The sequence below is a fragment of the Streptomyces sp. SAS_270 genome (genome assembly GCF_052543295.1).
Window position 1 is genome coordinate 1 of the sequence record NZ_JBMNDS010000053.1, and the last position, 20,654, is coordinate 20,654.

At 66.2% G+C, this 20,654-nt stretch carries 25 protein-coding genes; all 25 read left to right on the forward strand.

What is annotated here, in order from left to right:
• The first annotated feature begins 58 nt into the window (after positions 1-58).
• The 25 genes from ACN6LB_RS29325 (at position 59) to rplO (ending at position 20,463) form a co-directional block, all read left to right on the forward strand.
• The gene (locus tag ACN6LB_RS29325) at positions 59-4,282 is read left to right on the forward strand and encodes an RHS repeat-associated core domain-containing protein (RefSeq protein ID WP_445028511.1); all 4,224 of its coding nucleotides are present in this window, start codon (positions 59-61) and stop codon (positions 4,280-4,282) included.
• On the forward strand, positions 4,279-4,614 hold the full coding sequence (locus ACN6LB_RS29330; protein WP_445028512.1) for a hypothetical protein: 336 nt from the start codon (positions 4,279-4,281) through the stop codon (positions 4,612-4,614). Before ACN6LB_RS29325 ends, ACN6LB_RS29330 begins: the two co-directional genes overlap by 4 nt.
• A gap of 428 nt (positions 4,615-5,042) precedes the next feature.
• Positions 5,043-5,516: a hypothetical protein gene (locus tag ACN6LB_RS29335; protein ID WP_445028513.1), complete on the forward strand. Its 474-nt coding sequence runs from the start codon at positions 5,043-5,045 to the stop codon at positions 5,514-5,516.
• A gap of 85 nt (positions 5,517-5,601) precedes the next feature.
• Positions 5,602-10,116, forward strand: a complete 4,515-nt coding sequence (locus tag ACN6LB_RS29340; protein WP_445028514.1) for an SGNH/GDSL hydrolase family protein — start codon at positions 5,602-5,604, stop codon at positions 10,114-10,116.
• Positions 10,117-10,671: 555 nt separating this feature from the next.
• A complete protein-coding gene (gene rpsJ / locus ACN6LB_RS29345; protein ID WP_003948644.1) occupies positions 10,672-10,980 on the forward strand; it encodes a 30S ribosomal protein S10 in 309 nt (102 codons plus the stop codon).
• Between the two features lie 17 nt (positions 10,981-10,997).
• Entirely contained in the window at positions 10,998-11,642 is a 645-nt protein-coding gene (gene rplC, locus ACN6LB_RS29350) for a 50S ribosomal protein L3 (protein WP_356033220.1), read from the forward strand.
• A 4-nt stretch (positions 11,643-11,646) separates the two neighbouring features.
• A complete protein-coding gene (gene rplD, locus ACN6LB_RS29355; RefSeq protein WP_356131385.1) occupies positions 11,647-12,303 on the forward strand; it encodes a 50S ribosomal protein L4 in 657 nt (218 codons plus the stop codon).
• The gene (rplW, locus tag ACN6LB_RS29360) at positions 12,303-12,719 is read left to right on the forward strand and encodes a 50S ribosomal protein L23 (protein WP_356131388.1); all 417 of its coding nucleotides are present in this window, start codon (positions 12,303-12,305) and stop codon (positions 12,717-12,719) included. Before rplD ends, rplW begins: the two co-directional genes overlap by 1 nt.
• 39 nt (positions 12,720-12,758) lie before the next feature.
• Complete coding sequence (gene rplB / locus ACN6LB_RS29365) at positions 12,759-13,595, forward strand: 50S ribosomal protein L2 (RefSeq protein ID WP_356131391.1); 837 nt, start codon at positions 12,759-12,761, stop codon at positions 13,593-13,595.
• Between the two features lie 12 nt (positions 13,596-13,607).
• Positions 13,608-13,889, forward strand: a complete 282-nt coding sequence (rpsS, locus tag ACN6LB_RS29370; RefSeq protein WP_013001415.1) for a 30S ribosomal protein S19 — start codon at positions 13,608-13,610, stop codon at positions 13,887-13,889.
• A 42-nt stretch (positions 13,890-13,931) separates the two neighbouring features.
• Positions 13,932-14,279, forward strand: a complete 348-nt coding sequence (gene rplV / locus ACN6LB_RS29375) for a 50S ribosomal protein L22 (RefSeq protein ID WP_004571827.1) — start codon at positions 13,932-13,934, stop codon at positions 14,277-14,279.
• Positions 14,279-15,130: a 30S ribosomal protein S3 gene (rpsC, locus tag ACN6LB_RS29380; protein ID WP_055614925.1), complete on the forward strand. Its 852-nt coding sequence runs from the start codon at positions 14,279-14,281 to the stop codon at positions 15,128-15,130. Before rplV ends, rpsC begins: the two co-directional genes overlap by 1 nt.
• A 5-nt stretch (positions 15,131-15,135) precedes the next feature.
• The gene (gene rplP, locus ACN6LB_RS29385) at positions 15,136-15,555 is read left to right on the forward strand and encodes a 50S ribosomal protein L16 (protein WP_010986348.1); all 420 of its coding nucleotides are present in this window, start codon (positions 15,136-15,138) and stop codon (positions 15,553-15,555) included.
• Complete coding sequence (rpmC, locus tag ACN6LB_RS29390; protein WP_003998824.1) at positions 15,555-15,779, forward strand: 50S ribosomal protein L29; 225 nt, start codon at positions 15,555-15,557, stop codon at positions 15,777-15,779. The genes rplP and rpmC overlap by 1 nt, the downstream gene beginning before the upstream one ends.
• Positions 15,779-16,066: a 30S ribosomal protein S17 gene (rpsQ, locus tag ACN6LB_RS29395; RefSeq protein WP_356131397.1), complete on the forward strand. Its 288-nt coding sequence runs from the start codon at positions 15,779-15,781 to the stop codon at positions 16,064-16,066. The genes rpmC and rpsQ overlap by 1 nt, the downstream gene beginning before the upstream one ends.
• A gap of 108 nt (positions 16,067-16,174) precedes the next feature.
• Entirely contained in the window at positions 16,175-16,543 is a 369-nt protein-coding gene (gene rplN / locus ACN6LB_RS29400) for a 50S ribosomal protein L14 (protein ID WP_003998823.1), read from the forward strand.
• A gap of 2 nt (positions 16,544-16,545) precedes the next feature.
• A complete protein-coding gene (gene rplX, locus ACN6LB_RS29405) occupies positions 16,546-16,869 on the forward strand; it encodes a 50S ribosomal protein L24 (RefSeq protein WP_356131400.1) in 324 nt (107 codons plus the stop codon).
• Positions 16,869-17,426, forward strand: coding sequence for a 50S ribosomal protein L5 (gene rplE / locus ACN6LB_RS29410; RefSeq protein ID WP_148010026.1), 558 nt, complete (start codon positions 16,869-16,871; stop codon positions 17,424-17,426). Before rplX ends, rplE begins: the two co-directional genes overlap by 1 nt.
• 5 nt (positions 17,427-17,431) lie before the next feature.
• Positions 17,432-17,617, forward strand: coding sequence for a type Z 30S ribosomal protein S14 (locus ACN6LB_RS29415; RefSeq protein ID WP_003956452.1), 186 nt, complete (start codon positions 17,432-17,434; stop codon positions 17,615-17,617).
• Positions 17,618-17,827: 210 nt separating this feature from the next.
• Positions 17,828-18,226 carry a 30S ribosomal protein S8 gene (gene rpsH, locus ACN6LB_RS29420; protein ID WP_190037509.1) on the forward strand — a complete coding sequence of 133 codons (399 nt, stop codon included), beginning with the start codon at positions 17,828-17,830 and terminating at the stop codon, positions 18,224-18,226.
• Between the two features lie 24 nt (positions 18,227-18,250).
• The gene (rplF, locus tag ACN6LB_RS29425; RefSeq protein ID WP_445028515.1) at positions 18,251-18,790 is read left to right on the forward strand and encodes a 50S ribosomal protein L6; all 540 of its coding nucleotides are present in this window, start codon (positions 18,251-18,253) and stop codon (positions 18,788-18,790) included.
• A 3-nt stretch (positions 18,791-18,793) separates the two neighbouring features.
• On the forward strand, positions 18,794-19,177 hold the full coding sequence (gene rplR, locus ACN6LB_RS29430) for a 50S ribosomal protein L18 (RefSeq protein WP_356131408.1): 384 nt from the start codon (positions 18,794-18,796) through the stop codon (positions 19,175-19,177).
• A gap of 40 nt (positions 19,178-19,217) precedes the next feature.
• Positions 19,218-19,823: a 30S ribosomal protein S5 gene (gene rpsE / locus ACN6LB_RS29435; RefSeq protein WP_006376045.1), complete on the forward strand. Its 606-nt coding sequence runs from the start codon at positions 19,218-19,220 to the stop codon at positions 19,821-19,823.
• Positions 19,823-20,005, forward strand: a complete 183-nt coding sequence (gene rpmD, locus ACN6LB_RS29440) for a 50S ribosomal protein L30 (RefSeq protein ID WP_055553514.1) — start codon at positions 19,823-19,825, stop codon at positions 20,003-20,005. Before rpsE ends, rpmD begins: the two co-directional genes overlap by 1 nt.
• 2 nt (positions 20,006-20,007) lie before the next feature.
• Complete coding sequence (rplO, locus tag ACN6LB_RS29445) at positions 20,008-20,463, forward strand: 50S ribosomal protein L15 (protein WP_356131411.1); 456 nt, start codon at positions 20,008-20,010, stop codon at positions 20,461-20,463.
• Positions 20,464-20,654 lie beyond the last annotated feature (191 nt).

The window sequence follows — 20,654 nt, forward strand, 5'->3', positions numbered from 1 at the left end:
GGAGGCGCGGGCGGATCTGTCGTCGGCCAAGTCCCGTCTGACGTCGGCTGATTCGTGGGTGACCACGGCGAACAAGGAAGCCGACAAGTACAAGGACGATCCGACGGGCAGCAAGGCGGCGGAGAAGCCGGACGAGGCGAAGGTCCGGGCGGCCACCCGCGATGCGCAGCATGCGAAGACGGCGCAGACGTCGGCGCAGTCGGACGTCACGACGGCCTCCAACGCGTTGGATGCGGCGAAGAAGATGGCCGAGGACGCGCGCAAGATGCGCGAGGAGGCCGCGCACACTGCGAAGACGAAGATCGGCGAGGCGTCGGACGCGGGTATCCACAACCGCAAGTGGTGGGAGGAGGTCGGGGACTGGTTCTCCGACAACTGGGACACCATCGTCGCGGTCTGCAAGGTCGTCGTCGCCGTCGTCGGCATCATCGCGATGATCATCGGAGGGCCGATCCTCGGCGCCATCGTGCTGATCGCCGCGCTGGTCGTCCTCGCCGACACCCTCAACAAATACGCGAAGGGCCAGGCGTCCCTATGGGATGTGGCCTTCGCGGCACTGGACTGCATCCCCGGCGGCAAGGGCCTCACCAGCCTGGGCAAACTCGCCAAGGGCATGAAGGCCCTCGGCAAGGGCGGACTCAAGGGCATGGCGATGGGGCTCAAGGGACTGGGCCCGCGCATGAAGAACCTCGGGCGGCCGATGAAGAACCTCTTCACCTGCGGTGATCCCATCGACATGGCGTCGGGCCAGATGGTGATGTCGATACCGGATGTCTCCCTGCCCGGCGTTCTGCCCCTGGTCGTGCAACGTACTCACCGGACGGGCGTACGAGCAGGACGTTGGTTCGGGGCGGACTGGACGTCCACCCTTGATCAGCGGCTTCTGGTCGATGGCGACGGCATCCGGTTCATCGCTGACGATGGCGCCGTTCTGTACTACGCCGTGCCGGAAAGCGGCGAGCCGATGAGGCCGATCCTCGGTCCCAACTGGCCGCTCAGCTGGGATGGCACCCCGGACGGCGAGATCAGGGTGTGGCAGCCGGAGAGCGGCACGACGCTGCGATTCACGTCCGTGCCAGGTGGACGGGCCGCGGAGCTGTCACTGGTCGGCATCGAGGACCGAAACGGCAACACCGTCCAGATCGGCTATGCGGCCGATGGCTCCCCGGCGGAGCTGGTCCACCACGGCGGATACCGGCTCGGTATCACCACCACGTCGGGCCGCGTCACCAGGCTCTCTCTCCTCAGCGCTCCCGAGCAGCCCTGCCTGGCGACGTACGAGTACGACGAATACGGACGCCTTGTCGGTGCCACCGACTCGTCCTTGGTGCCCCAGCGCTACAGCTACGACGACCGTCAGCGGCTCACCGGTTGGCAGAGCAGGGAAGGCGACTGGTACCGCTACGCCTACGACGACGCGGGCCGCTGTGTCCGTACGGGCGGCGTGGACGGTGTCCTCGCGTACTCCTACGCCTACGACGACGAGTCACGCACCACGGTCGCGATCGACTCGCTCGGCCACAACATGGCGTACCGCTTCGACGATTCGTTGCGGCCCCTCGCCGAGACCGACCCTCTGGGGCACACCACCACACGGGAGTGGGACGATCTCGGCCGTCTGACGTCCCTCACCGATCCGCTCGGCCGTACGACGTGCTTCAGCCATGACGCGGTGGGCAACGTCACGAAGGTCGTTCGTCCTGACGGTGGCGCCGTCGTCACCGAGTACGACGAACTGAACCTGGTCACCAAGGTGACGCAGCCGGACGGCAGTTCTTGGGAGTCGATCTACGACGATCGCGGCAACCGTGTGGCCGTCGTCGACCCTCACGGCGCCACGACGTCGTTCACGTTCGACGACCGTGGTGGCCTGACCGGCATCACGGACGCCCTGGGCATCCGGCAGCAGACCGTCGTCAACGACGCGGCGGGGCTGGTCGTCGGCACAGTGGACGCGCTCGGCGCCAGCACCTCGTTCCTGCGGGACGCCTTCGGCCGGATCATCGAGCTCACCGATCCCGCCGGTGCTGTCACACGGGTCGGCTGGACGGTGGAGGGCCAGATCTCGTGGCGAGAGCTGCCGAACGGGACCGTGGAACGCTGGTCGTACGACGTCGAGGGCAATCCACTCGAATACCAGTCGTCGACGGGCCGCCGCACCATCTACGAGAACACCCACTTCGATCTCTGCTCTGTGCGTGAGAACGAGGACGGGACACTGGAGCGCTTCGCCTACGACACCGAGCTGCGGCTGCGAAGTGTCACCAACGGGGCAGGGCAGAGCTGGAATTACGAGTATGACCCCGTGGGTCGCCTGGTCAGCGAGACGGACTTCAACGGCCGCACACTGACCTACCGTTACGACGCCGTCGGCCTGCTGATCGAAAGGACCAACGGAGCCGGCCAGGTCACGGCGTTCCGTCACGACGTGCTCGGCAACGTCGTCGCCATGGACGCCGACGGCGTGGGCGCAACGTACACGTATGACCCGCTGGGCAGGATCGTCCACGCGCGCAACGCGGACGTCGAGCTCGACATCGAGCACGACGCGATGGGACGCGTCCTGAGTGAGTGCTGGAACGGGCACGAGGTCCGCAGCGAGTACGACGTCAGCGGACGCCGCACTTCGCGGACGACACCGAGCGGTGCGATCACGCGCTGGACGTACGAGCCCGGCCGACGTTCGCTGGTACAGCGGATGGGGCGGCACGACGTCACTTTCCGGTACGACGTGGCAGGTCGCGAGATCGAGCGCGTACTCAGCGACACCGCGCGTCTGACCCACGAGTGGGACGCGGACCGGCTGCGGACCACGCAGTCGCTGCGGACGGCCGGCGCCGGCGACGTGATGCGTCGGACGTACCAGCACCGTGACGACGGCGGTCTCGTCCGGGTGGTCGACGCACGACACGGCGAGCGGTCGTTCGAGCTGGACCAGGCAGGGCGGGTTACCGCCGCGCTCGGCGGCGGCGGAGGAGGGGACGAGCGCTACCGGTACGACGCCCTCGGCAATCTCACCGGCTTCGCTACGTCCGCGCCCCTGCGCGATGAGGAGGCGGGGACGGGCGACCGGGCGTACTCCGGAACTCTCATCGAGCGGGCGGGACGCACCTTCTATCGCCATGACGGCCAGGGGCGGGTGGTCCGTCGTGTCACGAAGCTGCTGTCCGGCGGCAGGCGCGTATGGCGCTACATCTGGAACGCAGAGGACCAGCTCACGGACGTCCTCACCCCGGACGGCCGTCAGTGGCACTACGTGTACGACCCGCTGGGCCGGCGCGTGGCCAAACAGCTGCTCGGCGACGACGGTACGACGGTCACCGAGCAGGTCTCCTTCTTCTGGGACGGGGACCAGCTCGCGGAACAGACGGACGGCTCCGTCAGCACGTCGTGGGACTGGGGCAGCGAGACAACTCCGGTCGGGCAGCGCGTACGCGGCGCCGGGTCCGTCGGACCGGACTCACCCCAGGAGGAGATCGATGAGCGTTTCTATGCGATCGTCACCGACCTCCTCGGGACACCGACGGAGTTGGTGGACGAGGAGGGTGACGTTGTCTGGACCCAGTCGTCGACCCTGTGGGGCGTTCCTGTCGGGCGGGCAGGCAGTGATCATGTCAACTGCCCATTGCGTTTCCCCGGCCAGTATTTCGACGCTGAAACCGGACTTCATTACAATCACCATCGCTACTACGAGCCGAGCACAGCTCGTTACCTGAGCCCCGATCCCCTGGGTCGCACACCCGCGCCGAACAACTATGCATATGTAAAGAATCCCCTGCAGTGGATGGACCCGCTGGGTCTGAAGGCGCCATGCATGGTGGATCTGTATCACGGGACCATCAGGAAATATGCGGACAGTATCGCCAACGACGGAATCGACCTGATGGGAAGTGGCCGTGCGATGGACTTCGGCAGGGGCGGTTTCTACGTCACCAAGGACCCTCAGCAGGCATTGGTCTGGGCGAAGCAGTTGGCTGACAAGCGAGGGGGTCTCCCCGCGGTCGTGCACTTCAAGGTCCCGAAGAGTGAGCTCGACAACCTGGGCGGCAAGATCTTCGATGGCCCGAGCGACGAGCTCGCGTCCTTCATCAAGCACCACCGTACCGGTGGTGCCATGCACAGCTACGAGATGGTCGAGGGTCCGATGCTCAGGAATGTCAGAAGGTTCGTGAGCGGCAAGGCCGCTCCGGAATTCTTCGGACATCAAATAGCGATCTACTCGGATCGTGCTGCAGACCTTTTCAATAATTCACTTCATCGCGTGGTGGGGCCGACATCGTGAGAACCGAAGAATTCCTGATCAGCCTCGACGAGGAAATGCTTGAGTATTTTCGCGAAATGGTGGACGTTCTGACGGAACGCTGTGGCGTCTCCCGGGCGGAAGCCGTCGCCAGGATCAACGAGAGGTACGCGCGGAACGAGATGAGCACTCTCGAACAGAACCTCATGACGCACGAGTTCCCGGAGTTCTGGGCCTACGGCGCGTACTACCTTCCTGACGACCAGGACCGGCTCCCGACCGGGGACGCCGAGGCGGACGCGGGAATCGACTTCGCGCAGTTGCCGATCCGTCCGGCACCCCCCAAGGACTCGGCCTGTTGGACTCTCGGGTGAGACCGGGGCGCTGACGCACGTGGCGGCGGCGATGGCTGTCGGCCACCGATCCCGGAGTCTGCCTCCTCGTCAACTGAAGTTTCCCCGCCCGTGGTTGGTCCCATGGGCGGGGTATTTCGTTTGCTCGGTAGCAGGTTCGAATCGTTATGCGCTGTGATGCAAGTCACTACGGGTGGGAAGGTCGCGGAGAGTAGCCCCCAAACGGGGCACATGTTGAAATTTTGAGCGAAATCCGATGGCAGCTACAACGAGTTCGCTACTTTTGGGCGTTGCGGCTACCCGTTGCGCCGGATCTTATGCGTTGCCTGTGCAGAGTCGGAGTAGCTACAGTCCCGACGTCTTCATTCGAACGGGGTTTTGAACGGGGAGGCCAGTCCTCGTCCCGCAGTGGAGACACTCATGAACTCGACCACTTCATAGGGGGACTTGTGTCTTCAATCGGTAAGAACCTGACTCGCTTCGCCGTAGCCGCCTCCGCCGTCGCCGCGTTGGGTGTCGTCGTGCCGAGCACTCCGGCGGCCGCTGCTTCCGCGACGGTCTGCGGCACCGGGTACGTGTTCAACGACGCCAAGGCGCTGCCCAGCGCCACCAACCGCCAGGCGACGCTCTTCTTCTACATGAAGGGCAACAGCGCCTGCGCGATCCTCGACAACAACACGACCGGCGCCAAGTACATGGACCTTCAGATGTACCCGGGGGACACCAAGTCGGCCGGCGAGCGCGACCACGGCAACTTCTCGGAGTACGCGGGTCCGGTGCACAGCAGCACCCTCGCCAGGGGAGGCCGCTGCGTCACCATCACCGCGCTCATGAAGAACACGTCGAGCAGCACCTCCAACCTCGTCAACTTCAAGGGCGGCTACGTCTTCGCCGTCGACAACGACGATTCCGAGTGTGCCTGACCACCACACCGACAGCGCCGGGTCACCTGACCCGGCGCTCGGCATTGCGGATCCGAAACCTCAAACAAATCGGGGAACCCCTGCCTTGAGATCCAGGCGACAACTTCACAGACCTCTGGTCGTCATAGCGGCGTGCACCGCGTTGAGCGGTGGCCTGCTGAGCGCCGTTCCGGCGTTCGGCGCGCCGGACGCCGGGCCCGACTCGACAACCGGGTCCGGCCGGACCACGCAATCAGACTCGGCCGCCGCGGCCCAGGGCCCCTCCGGCTCCGGCCGGATCAAGGATCCGGGCAAGAAGCTCGGCACCGGGTGGAAGTCCTCACCCGACCGTGCCGTCACGGCCGCCGCCGACGCGGACGGCCTGCACCTTCTCGTGGCCGACTCCAAGGACGCGTACGGGTGGAAGACCGCCGCGATCCTTGCCGAGCCCGGTATGCCGGCCGATTCCTGGATCGGCAACCAGTGCCTGATGGACCGTGACCACGCGGCCGTCGTCTACGCGCCGCGTACCTTCACCAACAAGCCCGACCTGTTCCAGGGCGGCGCGTTCACGGCGATCGTCAACACCAGCACGGGTTCGGTCACCAAGCTCGGGTTCACCGCCTCGCTGGCGTACTTCGACCCGACCTGCAACACCTCCGCCCACACGGCCGCCTTCACCTCGTACCGGGACATGAACGACCCGGCCGCGGTGAAGACCCGTGTGGTCACCGTGAACACGGCGGGCAAGCAGCTGACCCAGGCGTCGGTGCACGGCGAGGTCACCTCGGCCGCGCCCGTCACCGGCGGCGCCATCGGCGCGGTCGGCCGCGATCTGGTGCGCCTCGGCGACACCGGCAAGAGCAAGGCCGGGAAGACCAGCAAGGTGACGTCCGTCGACGCGGTCGCCTTCGACATCCGGCCGCTCGACGCCCAGGGCAAGCAGCTCGCCTTCGTCGAGCGCGGCAACAAGAAGCACACGGCGAAGATCTGGCGCGGTCACGGCAGCCCGGCCACGGTCGCCACCGGCGCTCCCGGAGCGCTCGACCTCGCCGCCGGCGCTCCCGGCAAGGCGTTTCTGACCGGCAAGCCGACCGGTGCCGTGCACACGAAGGGCACGGGCATCACCCGGCTCGACGCGCCCGCCGACTCCGATGTCTCCACGCAGGGCCGACTCGCCGTCGACCCCGTCCTCATGCCCGGCATGAGGGCCGGCCTGGCGCACATCGCGAACGCCGGCCGCGGCTTCACCAAGGCCCAGGAGGCCAAGCCCGACAAGGCGGCGGCCGAGTCCTCCGTCCCGCCGAAGACGTTGGCGAAGACGGAGTCGGCCACCATCACCTCCACCGCCACCACCACGGGCACCGAGGTGACCCAGCAGGTGGCGCCGCAGGTGGCGGCCGGTACCCAGGAGTCCTCGCCCGCCCTGAAGAGCGGCACCAAGCCGGTCACGGAGACCGCGCCCGCCGGCATGGGCACCCAGATGGAACGCACCGTCGCCACCACCGCGACGGACACGGACGCGGCGCACGAGCCGACCGACCCGGACCGCTGGTGCTCGGTCTCCCGCAACGACGTCAGCGTGCAGGCGCTCCAGCCGACCTCGAACCAGGTCGAGTGGGCCGCCGACATGGCCGTACGCGGCAACCTCACCTCCGGGTACATCCGGCAGGGCGGCTACCGCGACCAGGCCGGTCTCGGCACCATCGACCCGCAGGGCCTCTTCCCCCGGCCGACGCTGGACGGCAAGGCCGGCGCCCAGATCCCGGTCAACGTGCTGCTCGGCATCCTGTCCCAGGAATCGAACCTGTGGCAGGCCGAGTCCGGCGCGGTTCCGGGCCAGATGGGCAGCCCGCTCGCCGCGGTCGACGGCTACTACGGCCACAAGACCGGCGGCACGGTCGCCGACTTCTGGAACATCCACTGGGACAAGTCCGACTGTGGCTACGGCGTGGGCCAGGTCACCGACGGCATGCGCATGGCGGGCCACGAGAAGAAGGACGAGACGGCTCTCTCCCCCGGGAAGCAGAAGATCGTCGCTGTCGACTACGCGAGCAACATCGCCGCGTCGATGAAGATCCTCGCCGACAAGTGGAACGAGGTGCACAAGGCCGGCCAGACGGTCACCGTCAACAACGACGACCCGTCGAAGGTGGAGAACTGGTTCACCGCCGTCTGGAACTACAACCTCGGCTTCAACCCTCCCGGTGCTTCCGGCACCGCGTGGGGCCTGGGCTGGTACAACAACCCGGCCAACCCCGTGTACAAGAACGACAACCCGTTCATGGACACCACCGTCGACTCCAACGCCAACCACGACGCGGCACACCCGCAGGACTGGCCCTACGAGGAGAAGGTGATGGGCTGGTCCGCATGGTCCACCGACACCGGTTTCTCCTACGCCACCTCCGGACGCCAGGACTGGCAGGGCGAGTCCGGGTTCTCCTCGGTGGGCTTCCGTCCCGCCTGGTGGATCGACAACCTCCAGCGTTCCTTGGTCTCACCGCCCAAGAGCACCTTCTGCAACAGCAAGAACAACTGTGACCCGGGCAGCCCGCCGGACTGCCCGGACGCCGAGTGCTACAAGAAGTACTGGTGGAACCAGTCGAACGCGACGTGGAAGGTCGGCTGTGCCAGCACCTGTGGCAACGAGAACATCAAGTACCAGTCGCTCATCGCCGAGCCGGGACGCGGCTACCGGCTGAAGAACGGCACCCCGGTGTGCAGCGGGGCCCCCTCGGGCGCCAAGGTCGTCGCCTCCGTACCGAACGGCACTCCGACCTGGAGCGACTGCGGCAACGTCAAATCCGACGGCACCTTCCGCTTCACGTTCTACGCGGACACCGCGGGACAGTACGAGGCCAAGGCCGACCTGCACCAGATCGGCGGCGGCTACGGCGGTCACTTCTGGTACACGCACACCCGCGATGCCGACCACCTGGGCGGCACCACCTCCGGCCCGCTGACGGTCCGCGGCACGTGGATCCCGAACGGCAGCTTCGATCTCGCCCAGGTGTGGGTGCACGTGCCCGACACCGGAGCGCAGGAGAAGCGCGCGCACTACGAGATCAGCGGTGCCGTCGGCGGTCCCTACGACCGCTACATCAACCAGGACGGCAACAACAACAAGTGGGTCTCGCTGGGCGCCTTCAAGTTCGACGGCACCCCGAGCGTGTCCCTGTCCAACTACACGCCCACCGGGTCCGCGGACAGTGACGTCGCCTACGGTGCCGTCGCCTTCCAGCCGGTGCAGGGCACGTTCGTCCACCGCACCCTGACGGCGGCCTCGGTCTTCGACCCCAACCAGGAGCTCAACTCCAACTGGCCGGTCACCGAGCTCAACACGCCCATCCGGTCGATGAAGGCGCTCTACGACTGGGGGACCGAGGTCTCCGCCGGGACGAACGGCGGCCCGCTGTGGGACGGCACTCCCAGCAACGAGGTGTCGGACAACGGTCTGACGTCGTGGACGCGATGCACGACCGAAGTGAACATGGACGAGTGCACGGGTCCCAAGACCTATGACGCGGGCGACGCCTGGGCCAAGAACGTCAAGGCCGGCGGTTACACACCGAACGCCGACGGATCGGTGCCGTCGATGTCCATCCCGATGTGGATGGGCATGTCGAACACCCGCCCGAGCCTGTCGGCGTCTCCCAGCCAGGCGTTCCAGGACCCGAACAGCTACAAGATCAAGAGCGATGTCGACGTGACGTTCGTGAAGGACGGCACGGGACACGTCATCCCGGGCAGCGAGAGCGCGAGCTACGACGTCCGGGTCGGCAACGCCCACCTGCCCACCTTCGTCACCCAGCTGATCAAGGCGATCTCGGCGGACTACCACATCGCCGTCCCCGACCTGACGTACACGACCCCCGACGCCCTGGAATACGGGCGCACCTACACCGCCGATCCGCTGGTGGACGGGGACACGCCGGGACAGGCCTACCTCCCGCACCTCAGGGGCGCGCGGGTGAACTCGGACAACACCTGCGTGGACATCCGCGCCGTGGGCGGAGGCGTCCACGGGTATCGCGCGATGATCGGCCACCACTCCATCAACGACAACGTCAAGGCCTGGCTCGACAAGGTCAACTCCAGCCCCGACACCAACTACTCGGTGCGCAGGGCGGCGGGGGACATCTACTCGATGTTCTTCAAGAACTCCGGTGACTGGAACAACAACATGTGGGGCAGCATGATCGGCAACGCCCCGCCGATCTGGCACGACATCGCCGCCGCGTTCTGCGCGGACGGCTCCGTGAAGCCCACGCACCTGGAGACGAACAAGGACGCGGACCCGAGCAACGGCATCGTGTGGCAGAGCTACATGCCCGACCTCTACGTCTACGTCGACGGAAAGATGACGGACGACCTCGGCCGTCCGTCCAGCGGCAAGGTGCACACGGGGGACTGGAGGAACTTCTCCAACCTGCCCCCCACCTCTCCCAACGGCAACGGGTTCGACGACTGCGACGCCTCCGGAAGGGGAAGCGGCGGTAACCCGTGGAACGTGGACGCACCGGTTCCGTTGATCGGCGACGGCCCTGGAAACCGGCCGACGAGCGTCATCCACTGTGACGATCCGGACAACCGCTTCACGGTCAACGTGACGCCGTGATCACGGATCACTGAATGACAGGGGGTCGGGCCACAGGCCCGGCCCCCTGCTTCATTTTGTGTCCGTGACAGCACTCGGAGTGACGGCCGAGGCGGCCTGGCCCCTGGCCCGGCGCCGGAGGCGCGGGCCGTAGGCGCATTGGGTTTGACCTGCGTCACCCAAGGGGTACGATCCTCGGCTCGATTGGCCAGGCCCCTGCCCCGTATGGCAGACTGTCGGAGTTGCTCGGTCGAGCGCCGATGCTGCACGCCTCCCGTCGGGGGGACCGGAAGCGAGTCCCACAGTACTCGTCGCCCCAACTGCCGTAAGGCAGCGCTGGAGCGGACGTACGGGAATCTTCCGGGAAGTGTCAGCGGGGCGCGGGCCAGGCGCCCGGTGGGTGTCTCACCCCCGGTCCTGCGGTTGCTTTCGGGCGAGCCGCGTCCCTCGCAGGGAAATCCGTTTACGGATATCTGTGCGGCAGGAGCGCGACACACCCGACCGCGTGGGTCGGAGGAGGGGACGCGAACCCCCGGGTACCAGAGCGTTTCACTAGACAAAGGACTACTAGTAGCCATGGCGGGACAGAAGATCCGCATCCGGCTCAAGGCCTACGACCACGAGGTCATCGACTCCTCGGCGAAGAAGATCGTCGAGACGGTGACCCGCACTGGTGCGTCGGTCGCGGGCCCGGTGCCGCTGCCCACTGAGAAGAACGTGTACTGCGTCATCAAGTCGCCGCACAAGTACAAGGACTCGCGCGAGCACTTCGAGATGCGCACGCACAAGCGCCTGATCGACATCCTCGACCCGACGCCGAAGACCGTTGACTCCCTGATGCGACTCGACCTCCCGGCCGGTGTCGACATCGAGATCAAGCTCTAAGGGTCGGTGATCTGAGAATGGCTAAGCAGATCAAGGGCATCCTGGGCGAGAAGCTCGGCATGACGCAGGTGTGGGACGAGAACAACCGTGTTGTTCCGGTCACCGTCGTCAAGGCCGGCCCCAACGTCGTGACCCAGGTCCGTACGAACGATGTCGACGGCTACGAGTCGGTCCAGATCGCCTTCGGCGAGATCGACCCTCGCAAGGTGAACAAGCCCCTCAAGGGTCACTTCGCCAAGGCCGACGTCACTCCCCGCCGCCACCTCGTCGAGATCCGTACCGCTGACGCCAGCGAGTACACCCTCGGCCAGGAGATCACCGCCGAGACCTTCGAGGCCGGCGTCAAGGTGGACGTGACCGGCAAGAGCAAGGGCAAGGGCTTTGCCGGTGTCATGAAGCGTCACAACTTCAAGGGCCTCGGCGCCGGCCACGGTGTCCAGCGCAAGCACCGCTCTCCCGGCTCCATCGGTGGCTGTGCCACCCCGGGCCGTGTGTTCAAGGGCGTCCGCATGGCGGGCCGCATGGGCAACGAGCGGGTCACCACCCAGAACCTGACCGTTCACGCCGTTGACGCGGAGAAGGGGCTGCTCCTCATCAAGGGAGCCATCCCGGGTCCGAACGGCGGCCTCGTCCTGGTCCGTACCGCGGCCAAGGGGGCCTGAGGACATGAGCACCATTGACATTCTGTCGCCCTCCGGCGACACCGCCGGGACCGTTGAGCTCCCGGCCGAGATCTTCGACGTAGAGAAGATCAGCGTTCCGCTGCTTCACCAGGTCGTCGTCGCACAGCTGGCCGCTGCCCGTCAGGGCACGCACAAGGTCAAGCGTCGTGGCGAGGTCCGCGGTGGTGGCCGCAAGCCTTACCGCCAGAAGGGCACCGGCCGCGCCCGTCAGGGCTCGACCCGTGCGCCGCAGTTCGCCGGCGGTGGCGTCGTTCACGGACCCACGCCGCGTGACTACTCGCAGCGGACCCCGAAGAAGATGAAGGCCGCGGCCCTGCGCCACGCCCTCACCGACCGGGCCCGCAACGCTCGCATCCACGTCATCACCGGCGTGATCGAGGGCGAGACCCCCTCCACCAAGGCCGCGAAGAGCTTCCTCGGCAAGGTCAGCGAGCGCAAGAACGTGCTCCTGGTCATCGAGCGCTCCGACGAGGCCGCGCTGCTTTCCGCGCGCAACCTGCCCCAGGTCCACATCCTGGAGCCGGGCCAGCTGAACACGTACGACGTTCTCGTCTCGGACGACGTGGTCTTCACCCAGGCCGCTTTCGAGTCCTTCGTGTCTGGCCCCCAGGCCGCTGACACCGAAGGGAGCGAAGCCTGATGGCTACGCGTCACCCGAGCATCGCCTCGAAGGCTGCCAAGGCAGCCAAGGCCGCGCGCGTCGCCAAGGCGAAGCGCCACGCCACCGAGGGCAAGAACACCGTCGAGACCCCGATGAGCAAGTCCTTCACGGACCCCCGTGACGTGCTGCTCAAGCCGGTTGTCTCGGAGAAGAGCTACGCGCTTCTCGACGAGGGCAAGTACACCTTCGTCGTCGCGCCCGGCTCCAACAAGACGCAGATCAAGGAGGCCGTCCAGGCGGTCTTCTCGGTCAAGGTCACCGGGGTCAACACGATCAACCGCCAGGGCAAGCGCAAGCGGACCAAGAGCGGCTTCGGAAAGCGTGCGGACACCAAGCGCGCGATCGTGACCCTCGCTGAGGGCGACCGTATCGACATCTTCGGCCAGGCCTCCTAACGGAGCGCCCTGGTCCGAATATCGGACGAGGACTGAGAAATGGGAATCCGCAAGTACAAGCCGACTACGCCGGGCCGTCGTGGCTCCAGCGTCGCCGACTTCGTCGAGGTCACGCGGTCCACGCCGGAGAAGTCGCTGGTCCGCCCGCTGCACAGCAAGGGCGGCCGTAACAACGCCGGTCGTGTGACCGTTCGCCACCAGGGTGGCGGACACAAGCGCGCCTACCGAGTGATCGACTTCCGTCGTCACGACAAGGACGGCGTGCCGGCGAAGGTCGCGCACATCGAGTACGACCCCAACCGCACCGCGCGCATCGCGCTGCTGCACTACGCGGACGGCGAGAAGCGCTACATCCTCGCCCCGCGCAACCTGCAGCAGGGTGACCGCGTCGAGAACGGTCCCGGGGCCGACATCAAGCCGGGCAACAACCTGGCGCTCCGCAACATCCCGGTCGGTACCACGATCCACGCGATCGAGATCCGTCCCGGTGGCGGCGCCAAGTTCGCCCGCTCCGCCGGCGCCTCGGTGCAGCTGCTCGCGAAGGAGGGCACCATGGCCCACCTCCGCATGCCCTCCGGTGAGATCCGCCTGGTCGACCAGCGCTGCCGCGCCACGGTCGGCGAGGTCGGCAACGCCGAGCAGAGCAACATCAACTGGGGCAAGGCCGGCCGCATGCGCTGGAAGGGCGTTCGCCCGTCCGTCCGCGGTGTGGCGATGAACCCGGTTGACCACCCGCACGGTGGTGGTGAGGGCAAGACCTCCGGTGGTCGCCACCCGGTCTCCCCGTGGGGTCAGAAGGAGGGTCGTACTCGCTCGCCGAAGAAGGCATCGAGCAAGTACATCGTCCGCCGCCGCAAGACGAACAAGAAGCGCTAGGAGCGGGTTTAGATGCCGCGCAGTCTCAAGAAGGGACCCTTCGTCGACGGACACCTCATCAAGAAGGTGGACGTACAGAACGAAGCCGGTACCAAGAACGTCATCAAGACCTGGTCCCGTCGCTCGATGATCATCCCGGCCATGCTCGGCCACACGATCGCGGTGCACAACGGCAAGACCCACATTCCGGTGTTTGTCACCGAGTCGATGGTCGGCCACAAGCTCGGCGAGTTCTCGCCGACGCGCACCTTCCGGGGTCACGTCAAGGACGACCGGAAGTCGAAGCGCCGCTAACGCGGGGTGGAATCGACCATGACAGACACTGGAAGGACAACCATGGAAGCCAGGGCCCAGGCGCGGTACATCCGCGTTACGCCCATGAAGGCCCGCCGCGTGGTGGACCTTATCCGTGGCATGGATGCCACGGAGGCTCAGGCGGTCCTGCGTTTCGCCCCGCAGGCCGCGAGCGTGCCGGTCGGCAAGGTGCTTGACAGCGCCATTGCCAACGCCGCGCACAACTACGACCACACCGACGCCTCTTCGCTGGTCATCAGCGAGGCGTACGTGGACGAGGGCCCGACCCTGAAGCGGTTCCGTCCGCGTGCTCAGGGCCGTGCCTACCGGATCCGTAAGCGGACCAGCCACATCACCGTGGTCGTCAGCAGCAAGGAAGGAACCCGGTAATGGGCCAGAAGGTTAACCCGCATGGGTTCCGGCTCGGCATCACCACGGACTTCAAGTCCCGGTGGTACGCCGACAAGCTGTACAAGGACTACGTCAAGGAAGACGTCGCCATCCGTCGGATGATGACGTCCGGCATGGAGCGCGCCGGCATCTCGAAGGTTGAGATCGAGCGCACCCGTGACCGCGTGCGGGTGGACATCCACACCGCGCGTCCCGGCATCGTCATCGGCCGCCGTGGCGCCGAGGCCGACCGCATCCGCGGTGACCTCGAGAAGCTCACGGGCAAGCAGGTCCAGCTGAACATCCTCGAGGTCAAGAGCCCCGAGACCGACGCTCAGCTGGTTGCCCAGGCCGTTGCCGAGCAGCTCTCCTCCCGCGTCTCCTTCCGTCGCGCCATGCGTAAGAGCATGCAGGGCACGATGAAGGCCGGCGCCAAGGGCATCAAGATCCAGTGCGGTGGCCGCCTCGGCGGCGCCGAGATGTCCCGCTCGGAGTTCTACCGCGAGGGCCGTGTGCCCCTGCACACGCTCCGCGCGAACGTCGACTACGGCTTCTTCGAGGCCAAGACGACCTTCGGCCGTATCGGTGTGAAGGTCTGGATCTACAAGGGCGACGTCAAGAACATCGCCGAGGTCCGCGCCGAGAACGCTGCGGCCCGTGCGGGTAACCGCCCGGCTCGTGGCGGTGGCCCGGGCGGCGACCGTCCGGCCCGCGGCGGTGGCCGTGGTGGCGAGCGTGGCGGCCGCGGCCGCAAGCCGCAGCAGCAGTCCGCGCCGGCTGCCGAGGCCCCCAAGGCCGACGCTCCCGCCGCCGCTGCCGCTCCGGCTGAGAGCACCGGAACGGAGGCCTGACCGAAATGCTGATCCCCCGTAGGGTCAAGCACCGCAAGCAGCACCACCCCAAGCGCCGTGGTCAGGCCAAGGGCGGTACGCAGGTTTCGTTCGGCGAGTACGGCATTCAGGCCCTCACGCCGGCGTACGTGACGAACCGCCAGATCGAGGCCGCACGTATCGCGATGACCCGCCACATCAAGCGTGGCGGCAAGGTCTGGATCAACATCTACCCGGACCGCCCGCTCACGAAGAAGCCTGCCGAGACCCGCATGGGTTCCGGTAAGGGTTCGCCCGAGTGGTGGATCGCGAACGTGCACCCGGGCCGGGTCATGTTCGAGCTGTCCTACCCCAACGAGAAGATTGCGCGTGAGGCCCTCACTCGTGCGGCGCACAAGCTGCCGATGAAGTGCCGGATCGTCAAGCGCGAGGCAGGTGAAGCGTGATGTCGGCCGGTACCAAGGCGTCCGAGCTGCGCGAACTGGGTGACGAGGAGCTTCTTGCGAAGCTCCGCGAAGCCAAGGAAGAGCTGTTCAACCTCCGCTTCCAGGCGGCGACGGGTCAGCTCGAGAACCACGGTCGGCTCAAGGCCGTCCGCAAGGACATCGCGCGGATCTACACCCTGATGCGTGAGCGCGAGCTGGGCATCGAGACGGTGGAGAGCGCCTGATGAGCGAGAGCAACGTGACTGAAGAGACGAAGGCCGCTCGCGGCTTCCGCAAGACCCGCGAGGGTCTGGTCGTCAGCGACAAGATGGACAAGACCGTCGTCGTCGCCGTCGAGGACCGCGTCAAGCACGCGCTGTACGGCAAGGTCATCCGCCGTACGAACAAGCTCAAGGCGCACGACGAGCAGAACGCTGCCGGCGTCGGCGACCGCGTCCTCATCATGGAGACGCGTCCGCTGTCGGCGAGCAAGCGCTGGCGCATCGTCGAGATCCTCGAAAAGGCCAAGTAAATCTCCTGCGGGGCATTCCTCGCAGGACAGTTCCGCCAGGCTCCGAAGGGGCTCACCTCGTAACGAGGCAGCCCCTTCGGGGAACCGGCAGACGATCAGGAGATAGACGTGATCCAGCAGGAGTCGCGACTGCGCGTCGCCGACAACACTGGTGCGAAGGAAATCCTTTGCATCCGTGTGCTCGGTGGCTCCGGTCGCCGCTACGCGGGCATCGGTGACGTCATCGTCGCCACCGTCAAGGACGCGATCCCCGGCGGCAACGTGAAGAAGGGTGACGTCGTCAAGGCGGTCATCGTTCGCACCGTCAAGGAGCGCCGCCGTCCGGACGGCTCGTACATCCGCTTCGACGAGAACGCCGCCGTCATTCTGAAGAACGACGGCGACCCTCGCGGCACCCGCATCTTCGGCCCGGTCGGCCGAGAGCTGCGCGAGAAGAAGTTCATGAAGATCATCTCGCTCGCGCCGGAGGTGCTGTAAGCATGAAGATCAAGAAGGGCGACCTGGTTCAGGTCATCACCGGTAAGGACAAGGGCAAGCAGGGCAAGGTCATCGCGGCCTACCCCCGCGAGGACCGCGTCCTGGTCGAGGGTGTCAACCGGGTCAAGAAGCACACCAAGGCCGGTCCCACCGCTGGTGGTTCGCAGGCCGGTGGCATCGTCACGACCGAGGCCCCTGTTCACGTGAGCAACGTTCAGCTCGTCGTGGAGAAGGACGGCAACAAGGTCGTCACGCGTGTCGGTTACCGCTTCGACGACGAGGGCAACAAGGTTCGCGTTGCCAAGCGGACGGGTGAGGACATCTGATGGCTACCACCACCACTCCGCGTCTCAAGACGAAGTACCGCGAGGAGATCGCGGCGAAGCTGCAGGAAGAGTTCTCCTACGAGAACGTCATGCAGACGCCGGGCCTCGTGAAGATCGTGGTCAACATGGGTGTCGGCGACGCCGCCCGTGACTCGAAGCTCATGGACGGTGCCGTCCGTGACCTGACCACGATCACCGGTCAGAAGCCGGCCATCACCAAGGCCCGCAAGTCCATCGCGCAGTTCAAGCTGCGTGAGGGCCAGCCGATCGGTGCCCACGTCACGCTCCGTGGCGACCGCATGTGGGAGTTCCTGGACCGCACCCTGTCGCTCGCGCTGCCGCGCATCCGCGACTTCCGTGGTCTGTCCCCCAAGCAGTTCGACGGCCGTGGCAACTACACCTTCGGTCTCACGGAGCAGGTCATGTTCCACGAGATCGACCAGGACAAGATCGACCGCGTCCGGGGTATGGACATCACCGTGGTGACCACGGCGACCAACGACGCTGAGGGCCGCGCCCTTCTCCGTCACCTCGGCTTCCCCTTCAAGGAGGCGTAAGCGAGATGGCGAAGAAGGCTCTGATTGCCAAGGCTGCTCGTAAGCCCAAGTTCGGTGTGCGTGCGTACACCCGCTGCCAGCGCTGCGGCCGCCCGCACTCCGTGTACCGCAAGTTCGGCCTCTGCCGCGTGTGCCTTCGTGAGATGGCTCACCGTGGCGAGCTGCCGGGCGTGACCAAGAGCTCCTGGTAAATCCGGTAATTCCGGATTCCAGGGCTCTCGGTAAGCAATGGGCTCTGTCAGGTGCCCACCTCTCCATGGCTTAGGCTAGGAGGGTTGGGCGCCTGACGCCCGTACGACTTACTACGCCGTAGGTCCCCGCGCCGCACCCGTCCCGCCCCTGTGTGGGGAGAGGGATGGCGCATACAGGAAACCCCGGCGAGAGAGGCCGAAGGCCAATTCATGACCATGACTGATCCGATCGCGGACATGCTTACGCGTCTGCGTAACGCGAACTCGGCGTACCACGACACCGTGGGTATGCCGCACAGCAAGATCAAGTCGCACATCGCGGAGATCCTCCAGCAGGAGGGCTTCATCACGGGCTGGAAGGTCGAGGACGCCGAGGTCGGCAAGAACCTCGTCCTCGAGCTGAAGTTCGGCCCGAACCGTGAGCGCTCCATCGCGGGCATCAAGCGGATCTCCAAGCCCGGTCTCCGGGTTTACGCGAAGTCCACCTCCCTGCCCAAGGTGCTTGGCGGCCTCGGCGTGGCGATCATCTCCACGTCGCACGGTCTCCTCACCGACAAGCAGGCCGGCAAGAAGGGCGTAGGCGGAGAAGTTCTCGCCTACGTCTGGTAGCGGAAGGGAACGGAGGAAACAGCTATGTCGCGTATTGGCAAGCTCCCCATCACGGTTCCCGCCGGCGTGGACGTCACCATCGACGGCCGTACGGTTTCGGTCAAGGGCCCCAAGGGCTCGCTGACCCACACCGTCGCGGCGCCGATCGAGATCGCTAAGGGCGAGGACGGCATTCTCAATGTCACCCGCCCGAACGACGAGCGTCAGAACAAGGCCCTGCACGGCCTGTCCCGCACGCTGGTGGCGAACATGATCACCGGCGTGACCCAGGGTTACGTGAAGAAGCTCGAGATCAGCGGTGTTGGTTACCGCGTCCTGGCGAAGGGCTCCAACCTGGAGTTCTCGCTCGGCTACAGCCACTCGATCACTGTCGAGGCCCCCGAGGGCATCACCTTCAAGGTGGAGAACCCGACCCGTTTCTCGGTCGAGGGCATCGACAAGCAGAAGGTCGGTGAGGTTGCGGCCAACATCCGCAAGCTGCGCAAGCCCGACCCGTACAAGGCCAAGGGCGTCAAGTACGAAGGCGAAGTCATCCGCCGCAAGGTCGGAAAGGCGGGTAAGTAAGCCATGGCATACGGTGTCAAGATTGCTAAGGGCGACGCTTACAAGCGTGCTGCCATCAAGCGTCGTCACATCCGGATCCGTAAGCACGTCTCGGGTACGGCTGAGCGTCCGCGCCTGGTCGTGACGCGCTCCAACCGCCACATCGTGGCCCAGGTCATCGACGACATCAAGGGTCACACCCTGGCGTCGGCGTCGACCCTGGACACCACGATCCGCGGTGGCGAGGGCGACAAGTCCGCGCAGGCCAAGTCGGTCGGCGCCCTGGTCGCCGAGCGCGCCAAGGCCGCCGGTGTCGAGGCTGTCGTATTCGACCGTGGTGGCAACCAGTACGCCGGGCGCATTGCTGCCCTGGCGGACGCCGCCCGCGAAGCCGGACTCAAGTTCTGAGCCGCTTCCGTAGCTAGCGGAAACAGAGAGAGGTAATCCAATGGCTGGACCCCAGCGCCGTGGAAGCGGTGCCGGTGGCGGCGAGCGGCGGGACCGGAAGGGCCGTGACGGCGGCGCTGCTGCCGCCGAGAAGACCGCGTACGTTGAGCGCGTTGTCGCGATCAACCGCGTCGCCAAGGTTGTGAAGGGTGGTCGTCGCTTCAGCTTCACTGCGCTCGTCGTAGTGGGCGATGGCGATGGCACCGTCGGTGTCGGTTACGGCAAGGCCAAGGAGGTGCCGGCCGCCATCGCCAAGGGTGTTGAGGAGGCCAAGAAGCACTTCTTCAAGGTCCCCCGTATCCAGGGCACCATCCCGCACCCGATCACGGGCGAGAAGGCCGCGGGCGTCGTCCTGCTCAAGCCTGCTTCCCCCGGTACCGGCGTTATCGCCGGTGGCCCGGTGCGTGCAGTGCTCGAGTGCGCCGGCGTTCACGACATCCTGTCGAAGTCGCTCGGCTCGTCCAACGCGATCAACATCGTGCACGCGACCGTGGCGGCCCTCAAGGGCCTGCAGCGTCCCGAGGAGATCGCGGCTCGCCGTGGTCTGCCCCTCGAGGACGTCGCCCCCGCGGCTCTCCTTCGTGCACGTGCCGGGGCGGGTGCGTAATGGCTCGCCTCAAGGTCACGCAGACGAAGTCGTACATCGGCAGCAAGCAGAACCACCGTGACACCCTGCGCTCCCTTGGTCTCAAGGGCATCAACACGCAGGTCGTCAAGGAGGACCGCCCCGAGTTCCGCGGAATGGTGCACACCGTCCGCCACCTCGTGACGGTCGAGGAGGTCGACTGATCATGGGTGAGAACAACCCGCTCAAGATCCACAACCTCCGTCCCGCCCCGGGCGCCAAGACCGCCAAGACCCGTGTGGGTCGTGGTGAGGCGTCGAAGGGTAAGACGGCCGGTCGTGGTACCAAGGGTACGAAGGCCCGTTACCAGGTTCCGGAGCGCTTCGAGGGTGGCCAGATGCCCCTCCACATGCGTCTCCCGAAGCTCAAGGGCTTCAAGAACCCCTTCAAGGTCGAGTTCCAGGTCGTGAACCTGGACAAGCTCGCCTCGCTCTACCCCGAGGGTGGCGAAGTCACCGTCGAGGGTCTGGTGGCCAAGGGTGCCGTTCGCAAGAACAGCCTCGTCAAGGTCCTCGGCCAGGGCGAGATCACCGTGGCGCTGCAGGTGACGGTTGACGCCGTCTCCGGCTCCGCCAAGGAGAAGATCACCGCCGCCGGCGGTACGGTCACCGAGCTCGTCTGATCACTTCAGGCGTCTCGATGACATGAGCGATTCCCAGCCGGGGATGCCCCACAAAAGGGGCATCCCCGGTTGGTCGTTCCAAGGGGGGCAGTCCCGCCGGTAAGGTGGCCTGCACTGCCAACTTTCATCAGGCCGTTCGCCGGGCGGAAGTTGACCGCCATTCATTCGTCGAACCTCAAGACCGTCACCTC

Coding starts and splice junctions, on each gene's coding strand:
- rpsJ (WP_003948644.1), top strand. CDS start 10,672: ATGGCGGGACAGAAGATCCGCATCCGGCTCAAGGCCTACGACCACGAG.
- rplC (WP_356033220.1), top strand. CDS start 10,998: ATGGCTAAGCAGATCAAGGGCATCCTGGGCGAGAAGCTCGGCATGACG.
- rplD (WP_356131385.1), top strand. CDS start 11,647: ATGAGCACCATTGACATTCTGTCGCCCTCCGGCGACACCGCCGGGACC.
- rplW (WP_356131388.1), top strand. CDS start 12,303: ATGGCTACGCGTCACCCGAGCATCGCCTCGAAGGCTGCCAAGGCAGCC.
- rplB (WP_356131391.1), top strand. CDS start 12,759: ATGGGAATCCGCAAGTACAAGCCGACTACGCCGGGCCGTCGTGGCTCC.
- rpsS (WP_013001415.1), top strand. CDS start 13,608: ATGCCGCGCAGTCTCAAGAAGGGACCCTTCGTCGACGGACACCTCATC.
- rplV (WP_004571827.1), top strand. CDS start 13,932: ATGGAAGCCAGGGCCCAGGCGCGGTACATCCGCGTTACGCCCATGAAG.
- rpsC (WP_055614925.1), top strand. CDS start 14,279: ATGGGCCAGAAGGTTAACCCGCATGGGTTCCGGCTCGGCATCACCACG.
- rplP (WP_010986348.1), top strand. CDS start 15,136: ATGCTGATCCCCCGTAGGGTCAAGCACCGCAAGCAGCACCACCCCAAG.
- rpmC (WP_003998824.1), top strand. CDS start 15,555: ATGTCGGCCGGTACCAAGGCGTCCGAGCTGCGCGAACTGGGTGACGAG.
- rpsQ (WP_356131397.1), top strand. CDS start 15,779: ATGAGCGAGAGCAACGTGACTGAAGAGACGAAGGCCGCTCGCGGCTTC.
- rplX (WP_356131400.1), top strand. CDS start 16,546: ATGAAGATCAAGAAGGGCGACCTGGTTCAGGTCATCACCGGTAAGGAC.
- rplE (WP_148010026.1), top strand. CDS start 16,869: ATGGCTACCACCACCACTCCGCGTCTCAAGACGAAGTACCGCGAGGAG.
- ACN6LB_RS29415 (WP_003956452.1), top strand. CDS start 17,432: ATGGCGAAGAAGGCTCTGATTGCCAAGGCTGCTCGTAAGCCCAAGTTC.
- rpsH (WP_190037509.1), top strand. CDS start 17,828: ATGACCATGACTGATCCGATCGCGGACATGCTTACGCGTCTGCGTAAC.
- rplF (WP_445028515.1), top strand. CDS start 18,251: ATGTCGCGTATTGGCAAGCTCCCCATCACGGTTCCCGCCGGCGTGGAC.
- rplR (WP_356131408.1), top strand. CDS start 18,794: ATGGCATACGGTGTCAAGATTGCTAAGGGCGACGCTTACAAGCGTGCT.
- rpsE (WP_006376045.1), top strand. CDS start 19,218: ATGGCTGGACCCCAGCGCCGTGGAAGCGGTGCCGGTGGCGGCGAGCGG.
- rpmD (WP_055553514.1), top strand. CDS start 19,823: ATGGCTCGCCTCAAGGTCACGCAGACGAAGTCGTACATCGGCAGCAAG.
- rplO (WP_356131411.1), top strand. CDS start 20,008: ATGGGTGAGAACAACCCGCTCAAGATCCACAACCTCCGTCCCGCCCCG.